Consider the following 13,619-nt stretch of genomic DNA (forward strand, 5'->3'; position numbering starts at 1 on the left):
ATCCCCTCGCCACAGGTTATTGGTTGTAAGTGAATTAATGGGCTATGCACACCGATTTCAGTTCGGTGTAGGCCTCGATCACCGTCCTGCCAAACTCTCGCCCCATCCCCGATTGCTTGACCCCGCCAAACGGCATCGCCGGATCCAGCAGCACATGCGCATTCACCCACACCGTGCCCGCTTCAATACGCGGCACCAGGTTCATTGCCTTGCTCAAATCGTTCGTCCACAAACTCGCGGCCAACCCATACGGATTGTCATTGGCCAACTCGATCATCGCGTCTTCATCATCAAACGCAATCACCGCCAACACCGGGCCGAACACTTCTTCACGGGCCACGGCCATGCTGTGATCAACGTCCGCCAGCACCGTCGGCTGCACGTAGAAACCCTCGCCTTCCAGCAGCTCACCGCCACACACCACTCGCGCGCCTTCACGCTTGGCCAGTTCGATGTGCTTGAGCACGCTCTGTTGCTGCTTGCGTGACACCAGCGGATTAATCGCTGCCTCGCAGTTCATCCCCGCGCCAATCGGCATGGCCGAAACCACTGCCGCGAGACCTTCGACAAACTGGTCGTGAATCGAACGATGCACATAGAAGCGCGACGCCGCCGCGCACACCTGACCGTTGTTCAGCAAGCCACCGAGAATCGCGCCTTGAATGGCTTTTTCAACATCAGCATCAGCCAGCAGAATCATCGGGTTCTTGCCGCCCAGTTCCAGCGCAAAACGGGTCATGTTGGCCATGCACGCGACACCAACGGTTTTGCCCACCGCCGTCGAACCGGTGAACGACACCTTGCTCACCAGTGGATGCGCCGTCAGCGCGCCGCCGACCGAAGCCCCGCCGCCCGTGACCACGTTGAACACGCCTGCCGGAATACCCGCCTCCAGCGCCAATTCAGCCAGACGCATTGCGGTCAGCGGAGTTTCCATCGCCGGTTTGATCACCACCGTGCAACCGGTGGCCAGCGCCGGCATCAACTTCCACGCGGCGATCATCAATGGAAAATTCCACGGCACGATGCCGACCACCACACCCACTGGTTCGCGTTTGGTGAACGTGGTGAATTTTGTCCCCGGTGGCAGCGGAATCGACACGTCGAAGGTCTGCCCTTCGATCTTGGTCGCCCAGCCCGACATGTAGCGCATGAATTCCACCGTGGCGTTGACGTCCAGCGCGCGTGCCATGTTGATCGACTTGCCCTGGCTGAGGGTTTCCAGTTGCGCCAGCTCTTCGCCGTGCTCCTCGACCAGGCGGGTGAAATTCAGCAGGATGCGCTCGCGATCGGCCGGGCGCAGCCCCGACCACACGCCAGACTTGAACGCCGCGTGCGAAGACTGCACCGCGCGCTCGACCAGTTCGGTCGGCGCATCGAGGGTTTCGCACAAGGTCTGGCCGGTGGCCGGATCGACCACGGCAATCGTCGGCCCGTCAGCGAATTGCCACTGGCCATCGATAAAGCAGCCATGTCGACGATCAATGAACGCCGCGACTTGCGGCAGCATTGCAACGTTGCTCATAAAGCCTCCTTGGATTTGAGGAAACACACCACGGCCTCACGATCATCTTTCGAGGCCAGGCCCATGTAGGGCATGTAAGTGCCGGGCACGTAGGCCTGGGGTTGGGTGATCAGTTCGGCGATGGTCTCGGCCTGCCAGGTGACGTCTTTGTTGCGCATCGCCTGGGAATAGCTGAAGCCTGCCAGCGCGCCGGATTTGCGTCCGATCACGCCGTTGAGGTTGGGGCCCATCATGCCGGTGACGTCTTTTTTAACCGCGTGGCAGACGCCGCATTCGGTGTTGAAAATTTGTGCGCCGTGGGATGAATCCGCCGCACAATCGGCGGCGACGGCGGCTTGGGCGAGTGTCAGAGAAAACAACGAAGCACAGGCGAATTTGAGCAGGGACATAGAAGACACATCCAAAAAATCAGTGAATACACACCAATCCCTGTAGGAGCCGAGCTTGCTCGCGAAGACGTCAGCACATTCAGAACAGGAGTTGCCTGACCCACCGCTTTCGCGAGCAAGCTCAGCTCCTACAGGGATTGGTGGCGACGGGAGCTGATGTGGATTGTCTGGCCTGCCGCCAAAGCAGGTTTTGCCCTGCCTGCCAGTCGTGTTGGCAAGGCTGCCAATTGCGACTGGCACAGACACACAAGCACTTGGCAGACACAGCAATTCCCCGGTTTCGCCGCAGAGGCAGAATCCACTGGCACCCACTTTTCAGGGCACCAGTCAGGGAGTCCCCCTTCAATGCGAACCAACCGGATCACCGTACCGTCAGCGCTGGGCTTGAGCCTGCTGATGCTCGGCTTGAACAGCGCCCATGCCGATCTGCCGCCCGACACCATCGGCCAGACCACGCTGGCGTTCCCGCCCGAAGCGCACCGCGCTTATGTGGTCGACGTCGAATTCGAAAGTTTCGTGATGGGCCGCGTCACCGTGGTCGATCCCGACAAGAAGAAAATCCTCGGCATGGTGCCGACCGGTTTTGCCGCGCCATCGGCCCTGAGCCACGACCGCAAAACCCTGTACAGCGCCGACCTGTTCTACTCGCGCGGCACTCGCGGCACCCGCACCGACGTGCTCACCGCGTGGGACACCTCGACGCTGTCGCCCTCGTGGGAAGTGGTGATTCCAAGCAAACGCGCCGAATCCCTGACCCAGCGCTACGGCCTGAAACCGAGCGGCGATGACCGCTTCGTGTACGTCTACAACTTCACCCCATCGACCTCGGTGACCGTGGTCGACACCCAGTCCCATGCGGTCAGCAGCGAAATCGCCATCCCCGGTTGCGTACTCAATTACCCGGTTGGCAACCGCCGCTTCGCCTCGTTGTGCGGCGACGGCAGCCTGCAAGTGGTCACCCTCAATGATCAGGGCCAGGAAACCGCGCGCAGCCGCACGCCGTTCTTCGACCCGAACGCCGAGAAGCTCAACGAGCGCGCGGTCAACGTCGGCGACACCTACTACTTCGTCACCACCACCGGCACTGTGCGCCCGGTCGACTTTGCCGGCGACGCGCCGAAGATTCTGCCGGCGTGGTCGCTGGTCAACGACGCCGAAAAGAAAACCGGTTGGGCCCCCGGCGGCTGGCAGTTGATGGCGGTCGCACCGAAGCTCGATCGCCTGTACGTGTTGATGCACGACGCCCACGAAGCGATGAAGTGGGAAGACCCGAGCACGCTGATCTGGGCCTTCGATATCAAAACCGGCAAGAAGGTCGCGACCCTCGAAGCACCGACGCCGGTCTGGAGCCTGCAAGCCACTGGCGACGACAAACCGTTGCTGCTCGGCGCTGACGTCGAGGGCGGTTTGCAGGTCTTCGATCTGAGCACCAACAAGCTTCAATCGAGCATGCCGAAAGTCGCGAAAACCGCGACGCAAGTCATGAGCTACTGAGGAGGTTCAGTCATGACCCTTGACCCGATTTTGATCATCGCCAGTGCGCTGGCCGTCGCCGTGCTGCTGGCCAGCGCGGCGACGCACAAGCTGCGCGCACCGGGGCGGTTTGCCAAGCAACTGGCGGACTATCAACTGCTGCCCGAAACGCTGGTACGGCCGATTGGCCGAGTGATTCCACTGCTGGAATTGCTTATCGCGTTTGCGTTGCTGGTGCCATTCAGCCGCGCGATCGCAGCGGTCAGCGCAGCGGTGTTGATCGCGCTGTACGCCGCGGCTATCGGCATCAACCTGTGGCGCGGTCGGCGTGACATCGACTGCGGCTGTGCCGGGCCGGATCAGGCACAGCCACTGCGCCCGGTGCTGCTGGCGCGCAACGCGGTGTTGGTGGCTCTGGCGTTACTGGCGAGCAGCACGCCGATCGTTCGCGACCTGGGTTTCTTCGACGGTTTCGTCACCGTCGCCGCCAGTGCTGTCGCGCTGTTGATCTACGCCGCCGCCGACGGCTTGCTGGCCAACTCCCCTCTTCTGCTCAAATTGATTGGTAGGTGATTTATGCAAGGTCTGATGATTTCCAACGTGCTGTTGTGGGTGCTGCTGATTGCGCTGGCGTTCGCGGTGATGGGCCTGGTGCGGCAGATCGGCGTGCTGCACGGGCGCATTGCTCCGGCCGGTGCGCTGATGGTCGATAAGGGTGTGGCGGTCAACGAAGCGGCGCCGCAAGTGACCGCTGCTGATCGTCATGGTCGTCCGGTCAATTTTGGTTATGCCGGGGAAAAGAACCAGTTGCTGTTCTTCCTCTCGCCGACCTGCCCGATCTGCAAATCGCTGCTGCCGGCGATCAAATCCATCGCCAAACAACAAGCCGATCGCCTCGACGTGGTGTTTATCAGCGACGGCGACATGGATGCCCAACAAGCGCTGATCCGCGAACACAAACTCGATGACATGACCTACGTAGTCGGCCCGGAAGTCGGCATGACCTACCAGATCGGCAAGCTGCCGTACGCGGCGCTGATCGACAAATCCGGCACCTTGCGCGCCAAAGGTCTGGTCAATTCCCGTGAGCATCTCGACAGCCTGTTCGAGGTCGAACACCTGCACAGCGCCACGCTGCAGGAATACCTCAACAGCCAGCCGCAGCCGCATGACCACAGTCACGGCCATAGCCACAGCCACTGAGCAGGGAGACATTTATGAAACTGCTGGATCTGCTCTTTGAGCGCTCGACCCGCCGCGTGGCTGACACCACGTCGCGACGCAAACTGCTGGCGCGCATGGGCTCGCTGATGGTCGCCGGCGCCGCACTGCCGCTGCTGTTGCCGCTGGATCGCACCAGCAAGGCGCTGGCGGCGGACAATCCCAAGGCCGGCGATCCCGGTGATCCGAACAGCTGCGACTACTGGCGCTACTGCTCGATCGACGGCTTTCTGTGCAGTTGCTGCGGCGGCTCGGTGACCTCGTGCCCACCCGGCACCGAAGCCTCGCAAGTGACCTGGATCGGCACCTGCCGCAACCCGGCGGACGGCAAGGATTACATCATTTCGTACAACGATTGCTGCGGCAAACAGAGCTGCGCGCAGTGCGCCTGTACGCGCAACGACAGCGAAGAGCCGGCGTATCGACCGTTCAACAACAACGACGTGAACTGGTGCCTGGCGGCGAAATCGCACATCTACCACTGCACGGTTTCGATTATTCGCGGTGTGGCCGTCTGACCTGATCACCAAAAACCCCCTGTAGGAGCTGCCGCAGGCTGCGATCTTTTGACTTTGTTTTTCAAGATCAAGATCAAAAGATCGCAGCCTTCGGCAGCTCCCACAGGGTTTGTGTGAATTTTGAGGATGTTGTTATGCGTCATTTGTTCGTGATGGGGCTGGCTTTGGTGTTGGCCGCGCCAGCGGTTTACGCCCGGGCCATTCCCAACCCCAATCAGCGGCATGCGCCGGGCAACGAATCGCCGCAAACGCCCATCGCCCAGGCGGGTTACAGCGTCGGCGTGAACTACCAACTGCAATGCGCTGGCTGCCACTTGCCCGACGGCAGCGGCTCAGCCGCCAACGACACGCCGCGTCTGACCGGTTTCGTCGGCAACTTCCTGAAGGTGCCCGGTGGCCGGGAGTTTCTGGTGCGCGTGCCGGGCATGTCGCAATCAGCGCTGAACAACGCGCAACTGGCCGACCTGCTCAACTGGCTGATTCGCGAGGACGGCATGGCTGGCAAAAGCACGCCTGCGCACTATCAGCCGTACAGCGCTGACGAGATTGCGCAGTTGCGCCACGAAACCATGCTCAACCTGCCCGGCACCCGGGCGGAGCTGATCAAAGCCATGCGCGCGCAAGGCATCGCCATCGATGACGGCATGCACTACTGAGCCTCAGGCGTGCTGCCTGCGGTACTCCCCCGGCGCAATGCCGAAACGTGATTTGAATGCCGTGGAAAAATGGCTCGAATCGGAAAAGCCCCAGGAATAACCGAGCACCGAGAGCTTCTGCTCAGCCCCGGATTGACGCAGCGATTCGGCACACAAATCCAGCCGCCGATTCTTGATGTAGCGCGCCACCACCAAACCCTTTTTTGCAAAGATCCGGTACAGCCCGCGCACCGACATCCCGACTTCTCGCGCCAGCCATTCCGGACAGAGCTCTTCGCAGCGAATGTGCTCGTCGATGCACGCCAGGGTCTTCTGAAAGATCCGTTCATGCAGATCGCTGCAATCTTCGCTGTGGCTGATCGCCGGGCGCAGCAGGCTGACAATCGCCTCCAGCGTCGCTTCGCTTTCGCTCAGGCTGAGGTTCTTCTGCCGCGTCGCGTCGAGAATCAAATGGTGCGAGAGCATGGCCATCGGCGAACTCGCCGGGATGCGGTGGCCGCACTTGACCTGATTGAAGCGCAAGGTCTTCTCGACCAGATGCGTCGGCAGGATCAGCGACAGTTGCCGCGAGTTTTCGTGGTAAGTGAAATCGCTCGGGCGCGAGGCGTCGATCAGGGTGATGTCGCCCGCCGAGAGCAAGGCTTTGTTGTCGCCCTGGGCCATGCCCGCCGAGCCTTCGAGCTGGAACACGGCAAAATATTTACCGCCCTCGCCGGCAGCGATTTCCGTCGGCGTGCGATACAGCCGCGCTTGGCAGGCGTCGACAAAACTCAGCTTGAGCGCACCGCTTTGGTACTCGCGAATGCGCCCGGAGAAATCGGCGCCGAGGGTTTGCGCGTTGAAGGCGCCACAGATCTGGTTGATCTGGTGGATCCATTGATCGAAGCCGTCACGGCGTTGTGCAGTTGAAGAAATCATGTCTGGCCTCACGCAGGCTTGTTTTTATTATCTACGTCAATCCAAGCGTTCTTCCTGAACAGTGCGGCTCCCTCCTTGTGGCGCTTATTTCAAGCCGCCAAAACGTCGATAGAAACTCTCGCCGACATCCGGCAACGGCCCGTCAGCGGTTTCCAGCGCAGTGTTCAGCCACTCTTCGGCCTTGGCGTAGATCAATCGGTAAATGTTGCGGCACAGCTGGCGGGCGGCGCGGCCTTCCCAATCGCCGGGGAGCAATTCGTCAGGCAGTTGCGGGTCGCGCAGCAGCAGTTTGCGGTATTCATGAATAAGCAGAAGACGTGCCATGAAGCAGTCGGCCGGCAGCAGGTTTTCCTGCTCGCGCAGTGCTTGCCAGAGCGGTCGGAACAATTGGATGAACTCGCTGTAATGCGCCGCCAGTTCCTCGATGTTCCAGCTCTCGCGCACCTGTGCACGCAGGGCTTTGGAGGCCAATACGTCTTGCGCGGTGGTTTCGAAAACGATGGTGTCTTCGAGCGCGCCGAGGTCTTGCAACGTCGCGTTGACGTCAGCGCGATCACTGCGCGGGCACGCCAGCACGGCCGGCGAAATCGCACCAAAACCTTGCCACTCGAGTTCTTCGCGCACTTGCTTGCGCTTGTCCTGGCTCAATTGCGTGAGCATCGCCAGGCACCACGAACCATCCCACGCCGGCACGGTTGAGCTGTACACGCGCTTGAAGGCCTTATCGAAGCGCCGGCGCCCGGTGCCGGTGAGGCTGTAGTAGCTGCGGCGGCCGACTTTTTCGGCGGTCAGCCAGCCTTCTTTGGTCAGGCGAAAAATCGAAGTACGGATCAGCCGTTCGTTGATGCCGATCGGTTCGAGCAACTGGATCAGACTGCCCAGCCACACCGTGCCGCCGTGGGGCTCGATGGCATCCCCGTACAGCGTGATGATCAAGGAACTGGCGCGGATCGGCGTCTGCTCCTGGAAACGGGTGATGAGGTGGTTCAAAGGTGTCAGCGATGACATGGGCGTACCGGGTTGAAAAAAAGAATGGAATATACCGAATCAAAACCTTTATGAGTGAACCCTGTGGCGAGGGGATTTATCCCCGATGGACTGCGCAGCAGTCCCGGCTTTTGGGGCCGCTTCGCAGCCCGTCGGGGATAAATCCCCTCACCACAAAGTCCTGCAACCACAGAAAGACCTGATCTCACTGGGATTAAGATGCTTTTGGGCGCAAGCCGCTGTCGCTTATCCGCGGGCGATCCGCTTCAGGTTCGCTCAGCGGTTCGCACACCTGCATCTGCGTGAGGCAGCGCTGGGCCAGCGCCTGGTACTCGCGAGTGCCGGCCTGTTTCCACGCCACTTCCTGATCACTCAATACGCGCTTGATACTCGCCGGTGCGCCCATCACCAATGACTGTTCCGGGCATTCAAATCCTGCTTTGACGAACGCCGCCGCCGAGACAAACGAGCGTGCGCCAATTCGTGCGTTGTCCATCACCACCGCATTCATCCCGACCAGCGCATCAGCGCCGATCCGGCAACCGTGCAACACCGCGCCGTGGCCGATATGGCCATTGCGCTCGACCACCGTGTCGCTGTCGGGAAAGCCGTGCATCACGCAGGTGTCCTGCAGGTTGGCACCCTCCTCCAGCACGATGCGGCCGAAGTCGCCGCGCAAACTGGCCAGCGGCCCAACATAACAATGCGGGCCGATGATCACGTCGCCGATCAATACCGCTGACGGATGCACATAGGCCGAAGGGTCGACCACCGGGGTCAGTCCATCAAGGCTGTAACAGGTCATCGCAGGCTCCTTTGGTGGACGTTGTGCGGTGAGATACGCAAAGCGATGCGTAAACAGGCTTGATTTGTATCACATCATTCCGATGCAGTGAAGAGAGAAAAACGTATCGCTTTTGTCGAACACCGTTCATCGGCAATCCCGGCCCCACAAAACCAAACAATATTCGTTTGTTTTCAATTAGTTACTCAACGCCAACCAAGAACCAACGAGCTGTAGCAAATTCCACAATCTTCCATTTGAGACACGTTAATCACATTTCAATCTTGCATTTACGTATCACGTTAAGCCTATACTCCGGCAAAACCGACGCCTGACGTCGAACCAACAACAAGCCGGCATTAGCCGAGCGTGCTCCGTGAGGGCCTTTGCCATGCCTCAAACCCTGGCCGTTGAACAGCTGCAAGCTGTGCGCCTGATCACCCTGCAACGTCCGCAGGCCTTGAATGCCCTCAACACCGAACTGCTCGGCGAACTCGCCGCTGCACTGAGCGCCGCCGAAACCGACCCCGACACCCGCGCCGTGGTGCTGACCGGCAGCCGCAAAGCCTTCGCCGCCGGCGCCGACATCAAGGAAATGGCCGAGCGCGATCTGGTCGGCATCCTCAATGACCCGCGCCAAGCCTCGTGGCAAACCATCACCCGCTTCAGCAAGCCGCTGATCGCCGCCGTCAACGGCTTCGCCCTCGGTGGCGGCTGTGAACTGGCGATGCACGCCGACATCCTGATTGCCGGCGAAGACGCGCGTTTCGGTCAGCCGGAAATCAACCTCGGGATCATGCCCGGCGCCGGTGGCACCCAACGATTGCTGCGTGCCGTGGGTAAATCCCTGGCGATGCAGATGGTGCTCACCGGCGAAGCCATCGACGCCCGCCACGCCCTGCGCGCCGGCCTGGTCAGCGAAATCACCCAGCCGGAATTCACCGTCGAACGCGCCCTGCAGATCGCCCACGCCATCGCCGCGAAAGCGCCATTGGCCGTGCGTCTGGCCAAGGAAGCGCTGCTCAAGGCGATGGACACCGATCTGGCCAGCGGCCTGCGTTTCGAGCGCCACGCCTTCACCTTGCTGGCCGGCACAGACGACCGCGATGAAGGCATCCGCGCCTTTCAAGACAAGCGAGCGCCGCAGTTTCGCGGCCAGTAATCGAATCGAACGATCTCCCGGAGAGCCTTGCCCATGAACTTCGAACACATCCTGTTTTCCATCGAGGCCGGCGTCGCCCTGCTCAGCCTCAACCGGCCCGAGCAACTGAACAGCTTCAACACCGCCATGCACCTGGAGGTCAAGGAAGCGCTGAAGCAGGTGCGGCAGAGCCCGGAAGTGCGCGTGCTGCTACTGACCGGTGAAGGTCGTGGTTTCTGCGCCGGGCAAGACCTCAGCGACCGCAATGTCGCGCCAGGCACTGAAGCGCCGGATCTCGGCGTGTCGATCGAAACCTTCTACAACCCGCTGATCCGCCAGTTGCGCGATCTGCCAATGCCGGTGATTTGCGCGGTCAACGGCGTCGCTGCCGGGGCCGGGGCGAACATTCCGCTGGCCTGCGATCTGGTGCTGGCGGCGCGTTCGGCGAGCTTCATTCAAGCGTTCTGCAAAATCGGCCTGATCCCGGATTCCGGCGGCACCTGGACGTTGCCGCGACTGGTCGGCATGGCCCGCGCCAAAGCCCTGGCCTTGCTCGGCAACCGTTTGAGCGCCGAACAGGCCGAGCAATGGGGGCTGATCTATCGCTGCGTCGATGACGCGCAATTGCGCGACGAAGCGCTGACCCTCGCCCGCCACTTGGCCACACAACCGACTTACGGTCTGGCGCTGATCAAACGCAGCCTCAACGCCAGCCTCAGCAACACCTTCGATGAACAGCTTGAGCTGGAGCGCGACCTGCAACGGCTGGCCGGGCGCAGCGAGGATTACCGCGAAGGCGTCAGCGCCTTCATGGACAAACGCACCCCAGCGTTCAAGGGTCGCTGAACATGAGCGCACTCGACCGCAACGCAAAAATCGCCGTGATCGGTGCCGGCGCCATGGGCGCCGGCATTGCGCAAGTCGCGGCGCAAGCCGGGCATTCGGTGTTGCTGCTGGATAATCGTCCGGGCGCCGCCGCGCAAGCCATCGACGGTATCGACCGCCAACTCGGCAAACGCGTGGAGAAAGGCAAACTCGCGGCGGATGAGCGCGGCGCCATCGTCGCTCGCCTGCACGCGGTAGAAGCCATCGAAACGCTGGCCGACTGCACGTTGATCATCGAAGCGATTGTCGAAAACCTTGAAGTCAAACGCGGGTTGTTCAAACAGTTGGAAAGTCTTTGCGGCGATGACTGCATTCTCGCCAGCAACACTTCTTCACTGTCGATCACCAGCATTGCTGCAGGGCTGCAACGCCCGGAACGTCTGCTCGGACTGCACTTCTTCAACCCGGCGCCGGTGATGCCATTGGTGGAAATTGTCTCCGGGTTGGCCAGCGATCCCGCCCTCGCCCAGACCTTGTTCGAGACGGCCAAAGCCTGGGGCAAGCAACCGGTTCACACCCGTTCGACGCCGGGTTTCATCGTCAATCGCGTGGCCCGGCCGTTCTACGCCGAAAGTCTGCGCCTGTTGCGGGAAGGCGCCGCCGATTGCGCCACCCTCGACGCGCTGATGCGTGAGGCTGGCGGCTTCGCTATGGGCGCCTTCGAACTCACTGATCTGATCGGCCACGATGTGAATTACGCGGTGACCTGTTCGGTGTTCGACGCCTATTACGGCGACACTCGTTTTCAGCCGTCGCTGATCCAGAAAGAACTGGTCGACGCCGGGCGTTTCGGCCGCAAAAGCGGACGTGGTTTCTACAATTACAACGAAGGCGCGCAACGCCCGCAGCCGCAACAAATCAGCAGCAATGCGAGCGTCGAAAGCTGCATGGTCGAAGGCGATCTCGGCGTCCTCAACGATTTGCTGCCACGCCTGAAAACCAGCGTGATCAAGCGCGATGGCATAGGCCTGTTAAGGGTCGGCGACGCGGTATTGGCCCTGAGCGACGGGCGCATGGCCAGCCAACGCGCCAAGGAAGATGGTTTGCGCAACCTGATCCTGATCGACCTGGCTTTCGATTACGCCAGCGCCAAACGTATCGCCATCAGCTGCTCGGCAGACATCAGCACTGACGCCCGCGAACAAGGCATCGCCCTGCTGCAAAGCGCCGGCCTGCAGGTCAGTCTGCTCAGCGACACGCCGGGCCTCGCCGTGCTGCGCACCGTCGCCATGCTCGCCAACGAAGCCGCCGACACCGTGCTGCACGACGTTGCCTCGGCAGCAGACATTGATCTGGCCATGCGCGCCGGGGTCAATTATCCGCAAGGCCCATTGGCTTGGGCCGAGCGCATCGGCCTGGCGCAGATCACCCAAGTCCTCGACCACCTGCAAGCCAGTTACGGCGAAGAACGCTATCGGCCATCGCTGCTGTTGCGCCGCAAAGTCGCCGAAGGGAGCACATTCCATGACCAGCCTTGAAGCCATGAGCCTCGCCAGCCGTTGCGCGCAAACCATGTTCGACCGCGATGCCGCCACCCAAGGCTTGGGCATCCGCCTGATCAGCGCCGCGCCCGGCAGTTGCACCTTGGGCATGGGCGTGCGCGCCGACATGATTCAAGGCCACGGCACCTGCCACGGCGGTTTCCTCTTCGCCCTCGCCGACTCGGCGTTTGCCTTTGCCTGCAACAGTTACAACGACGCCACCGTGGCGATCGGTTGCAGCATCGACTACATCGCGCCCGCGCAGTTGGGCGACACGCTCACTGCACGCTGCACCGAGCAATCGCGCTCGGGCCGCACTGGCAACTACGACGTGCGCATTGAAAACCAGCAGGGCCAGTTGATCGCCCTGTTCCACGGCAAATCCTACAAAGTGCGCGGCACCGTGCTGACGCCGGAGACTCCCCATGAATGACGCTCTGATCATCGACGCCGTGCGCACCCCGATCGGTCGCTACGCCGGCAGTTTGAGCAGCGTGCGCGCCGACGACCTCGGTGCGGTGCCGCTGCGTGAACTGTTGCGCCGCCACCCGCAAGTCGACTGGAGCCAGGTCGACGACGTGATCTACGGCTGCGCCAATCAGGCCGGTGAAGACAACCGCAACGTTGCGCGCATGTCGGCGCTGTTGGCCGGGCTGCCGGTCAGCGTGCCAGGCACTACGCTCAACCGTTTGTGCGGTTCAGGGCTGGATGCGATCGGCACTGCCGCACGGGCGATTCGCAGCGGTGAGGCCGGGCTGATGCTGGTCGGCGGCGTCGAATCGATGTCGCGGGCACCGCTGGTGATGGGCAAGGCTGAAACCGCGTTTTCCCGTTCGGCGGAGATGTACGACACCACCATCGGCTGGCGTTTCGTCAATCCGCTGATGAAGAAAATCTTCGGCATTGATTCGATGCCGGAGACCGCAGAAAACGTCGCCGCACAGTTCAACATTTCCCGCGCCGACCAGGACGCCTTCGCCCTGCGCAGCCAGCAACGCGCCTCGGCCGCGCAGGCCAGCGGACGCTTGGCGAAAGAAATCGTTGCCGTGGAAATCCCCCAGCGCAAAGGCCCGGCCAAAGTCGTCGAGCATGACGAACACCCGCGCGCCGACACCACGCTGGAACAACTGCAAAAACTCGGCACACCCTTCCGCGAGGGCGGCAGCATCACCGCCGGCAATGCTTCGGGCGTGAATGACGGCGCCTGCGCCTTGCTGCTGGCCGATGCGCAAACCGCACAGCGTTACGGTTTGAAGGCACGCGGCCGGGTCGTGGCGATGGCCACCGCTGGCGTCGAGCCACGGATCATGGGCATCGGCCCGGTGCCGGCCACGCGCAAGGTGCTGGAACTGGCCAACCTCAGCCTCGCCGACATGGACGTCATCGAACTCAACGAAGCGTTCGCCGCGCAAGGTCTGGCGGTGCTGCGTGAACTCGGTCTGGGCGATGACGACCCACGCGTCAACCCGAACGGCGGCGCCATTGCCCTCGGCCATCCGCTGGGGATGAGCGGCGCGCGACTGGTCACCACCGCCCTGCAGGAATTGGAAGAGCGTCAGGGCCGCTATGCGCTGTGCACCATGTGCATCGGTGTCGGTCAAGGCATCGCGCTGGTGATCGAGCGTTTATCCGACTAAAGAA

Annotated in this window: 15 protein-coding genes; 10 read left to right on the forward strand and 5 right to left on the reverse strand. The window is 61.7% G+C overall.

Annotated elements, in window-relative coordinates; all coding sequences use genetic code 11:
- Window positions 1-34 precede the first annotated feature (34 nt).
- Window positions 35-1,525: an aldehyde dehydrogenase family protein gene (locus tag ACZZ0D_RS12810; RefSeq protein WP_463553438.1), complete on the reverse strand. Its 1,491-nt coding sequence runs from the start codon at window positions 1,523-1,525 to the stop codon at window positions 35-37.
- On the reverse strand, window positions 1,522-1,914 hold the full coding sequence (locus ACZZ0D_RS12815) for a c-type cytochrome (protein ID WP_463553439.1): 393 nt from the start codon (window positions 1,912-1,914) through the stop codon (window positions 1,522-1,524). Before ACZZ0D_RS12815 ends, ACZZ0D_RS12810 begins: the two co-directional genes overlap by 4 nt.
- Before the next feature lie 345 nt (window positions 1,915-2,259).
- Between ACZZ0D_RS12815 and ACZZ0D_RS12820 the strand changes: the two genes are divergently transcribed.
- The 5 genes from ACZZ0D_RS12820 to ACZZ0D_RS12840 all read left to right on the forward strand — a co-directional run bounded on the left by ACZZ0D_RS12820 (window position 2,260) and on the right by ACZZ0D_RS12840 (window position 5,782).
- Window positions 2,260-3,408 (forward strand): amine dehydrogenase large subunit, encoded by a 1,149-nt coding sequence (locus tag ACZZ0D_RS12820; RefSeq protein ID WP_053119457.1) that lies wholly within the window; start codon window positions 2,260-2,262, stop codon window positions 3,406-3,408.
- Between the two features lie 12 nt (window positions 3,409-3,420).
- Window positions 3,421-3,960, forward strand: coding sequence for a MauE/DoxX family redox-associated membrane protein (locus tag ACZZ0D_RS12825; RefSeq protein ID WP_463553440.1), 540 nt, complete (start codon window positions 3,421-3,423; stop codon window positions 3,958-3,960).
- A 3-nt stretch (window positions 3,961-3,963) separates the two neighbouring features.
- Entirely contained in the window at window positions 3,964-4,590 is a 627-nt protein-coding gene (mauD, locus tag ACZZ0D_RS12830; RefSeq protein ID WP_008079641.1) for a methylamine dehydrogenase accessory protein MauD, read from the forward strand.
- A 14-nt stretch (window positions 4,591-4,604) separates the two neighbouring features.
- On the forward strand, window positions 4,605-5,126 hold the full coding sequence (locus tag ACZZ0D_RS12835) for a methylamine dehydrogenase light chain (RefSeq protein WP_008079640.1): 522 nt from the start codon (window positions 4,605-4,607) through the stop codon (window positions 5,124-5,126).
- 134 nt (window positions 5,127-5,260) lie between these two features.
- Window positions 5,261-5,782, forward strand: a complete 522-nt coding sequence (locus ACZZ0D_RS12840) for a c-type cytochrome (protein ID WP_282357852.1) — start codon at window positions 5,261-5,263, stop codon at window positions 5,780-5,782.
- Window positions 5,783-5,785: 3 nt separating this feature from the next.
- Here ACZZ0D_RS12840 and feaR read toward each other — a convergent pair whose 3' ends face one another.
- The 3 genes from feaR to paaY all read right to left on the reverse strand — a co-directional run bounded on the left by feaR (window position 5,786) and on the right by paaY (window position 8,492).
- Complete coding sequence (gene feaR, locus ACZZ0D_RS12845; RefSeq protein WP_400749500.1) at window positions 5,786-6,700, reverse strand: transcriptional regulator FeaR; 915 nt, start codon at window positions 6,698-6,700, stop codon at window positions 5,786-5,788.
- An 84-nt stretch (window positions 6,701-6,784) separates the two neighbouring features.
- Window positions 6,785-7,708 (reverse strand): phenylacetic acid degradation operon negative regulatory protein PaaX, encoded by a 924-nt coding sequence (gene paaX / locus ACZZ0D_RS12850; protein ID WP_008079637.1) that lies wholly within the window; start codon window positions 7,706-7,708, stop codon window positions 6,785-6,787.
- 193 nt (window positions 7,709-7,901) lie between these two features.
- Complete coding sequence (gene paaY, locus ACZZ0D_RS12855) at window positions 7,902-8,492, reverse strand: phenylacetic acid degradation protein PaaY (protein WP_463553441.1); 591 nt, start codon at window positions 8,490-8,492, stop codon at window positions 7,902-7,904.
- A gap of 370 nt (window positions 8,493-8,862) precedes the next feature.
- Here paaY and paaF point away from each other — a divergent pair, with 370 nt between their 5' ends.
- The 5 genes from paaF to pcaF are packed head-to-tail and all read left to right on the forward strand — an operon-like array spanning window position 8,863 to window position 13,615.
- On the forward strand, window positions 8,863-9,633 hold the full coding sequence (gene paaF / locus ACZZ0D_RS12860) for a 2,3-dehydroadipyl-CoA hydratase PaaF (protein WP_463553442.1): 771 nt from the start codon (window positions 8,863-8,865) through the stop codon (window positions 9,631-9,633).
- Between the two features lie 33 nt (window positions 9,634-9,666).
- Window positions 9,667-10,458 carry a 2-(1,2-epoxy-1,2-dihydrophenyl)acetyl-CoA isomerase PaaG gene (gene paaG / locus ACZZ0D_RS12865; protein WP_053119437.1) on the forward strand — a complete coding sequence of 264 codons (792 nt, stop codon included), beginning with the start codon at window positions 9,667-9,669 and terminating at the stop codon, window positions 10,456-10,458.
- 2 nt (window positions 10,459-10,460) lie between these two features.
- A complete protein-coding gene (gene paaH, locus ACZZ0D_RS12870) occupies window positions 10,461-11,975 on the forward strand; it encodes a 3-hydroxyacyl-CoA dehydrogenase PaaH (RefSeq protein ID WP_463553443.1) in 1,515 nt (504 codons plus the stop codon).
- Entirely contained in the window at window positions 11,962-12,411 is a 450-nt protein-coding gene (gene paaI / locus ACZZ0D_RS12875; protein ID WP_053119433.1) for a hydroxyphenylacetyl-CoA thioesterase PaaI, read from the forward strand. Before paaH ends, paaI begins: the two co-directional genes overlap by 14 nt.
- Window positions 12,404-13,615 carry a 3-oxoadipyl-CoA thiolase gene (pcaF, locus tag ACZZ0D_RS12880; protein ID WP_463553444.1) on the forward strand — a complete coding sequence of 404 codons (1,212 nt, stop codon included), beginning with the start codon at window positions 12,404-12,406 and terminating at the stop codon, window positions 13,613-13,615. Before paaI ends, pcaF begins: the two co-directional genes overlap by 8 nt.
- The last annotated feature ends 4 nt before the right edge of the window (window positions 13,616-13,619 follow it).

The organism is Pseudomonas sp. AC193 (assembly GCF_979258075.1).

Bases quoted from the DNA above. Each gene is read 5' to 3' on its own strand.
- ACZZ0D_RS12840 (WP_282357852.1), top strand. From the start codon at position 5,261: ATGCGTCATTTGTTCGTGATGGGGCTGGCTTTGGTGTTGGCCGCGCCA.
- paaG (WP_053119437.1), top strand. From the start codon at position 9,667: ATGAACTTCGAACACATCCTGTTTTCCATCGAGGCCGGCGTCGCCCTG.
- paaY (WP_463553441.1), bottom strand. From the start codon at position 8,492: ATGACCTGTTACAGCCTTGATGGACTGACCCCGGTGGTCGACCCTTCG.
- ACZZ0D_RS12835 (WP_008079640.1), top strand. From the start codon at position 4,605: ATGAAACTGCTGGATCTGCTCTTTGAGCGCTCGACCCGCCGCGTGGCT.
- paaF (WP_463553442.1), top strand. From the start codon at position 8,863: ATGCCTCAAACCCTGGCCGTTGAACAGCTGCAAGCTGTGCGCCTGATC.
- pcaF (WP_463553444.1), top strand. From the start codon at position 12,404: ATGAATGACGCTCTGATCATCGACGCCGTGCGCACCCCGATCGGTCGC.
- paaX (WP_008079637.1), bottom strand. From the start codon at position 7,708: ATGTCATCGCTGACACCTTTGAACCACCTCATCACCCGTTTCCAGGAG.
- paaH (WP_463553443.1), top strand. From the start codon at position 10,461: ATGAGCGCACTCGACCGCAACGCAAAAATCGCCGTGATCGGTGCCGGC.
- ACZZ0D_RS12825 (WP_463553440.1), top strand. From the start codon at position 3,421: ATGACCCTTGACCCGATTTTGATCATCGCCAGTGCGCTGGCCGTCGCC.
- ACZZ0D_RS12820 (WP_053119457.1), top strand. From the start codon at position 2,260: ATGCGAACCAACCGGATCACCGTACCGTCAGCGCTGGGCTTGAGCCTG.
- ACZZ0D_RS12815 (WP_463553439.1), bottom strand. From the start codon at position 1,914: ATGTCCCTGCTCAAATTCGCCTGTGCTTCGTTGTTTTCTCTGACACTC.
- ACZZ0D_RS12810 (WP_463553438.1), bottom strand. From the start codon at position 1,525: ATGAGCAACGTTGCAATGCTGCCGCAAGTCGCGGCGTTCATTGATCGT.
- mauD (WP_008079641.1), top strand. From the start codon at position 3,964: ATGCAAGGTCTGATGATTTCCAACGTGCTGTTGTGGGTGCTGCTGATT.
- paaI (WP_053119433.1), top strand. From the start codon at position 11,962: ATGACCAGCCTTGAAGCCATGAGCCTCGCCAGCCGTTGCGCGCAAACC.
- feaR (WP_400749500.1), bottom strand. From the start codon at position 6,700: ATGATTTCTTCAACTGCACAACGCCGTGACGGCTTCGATCAATGGATC.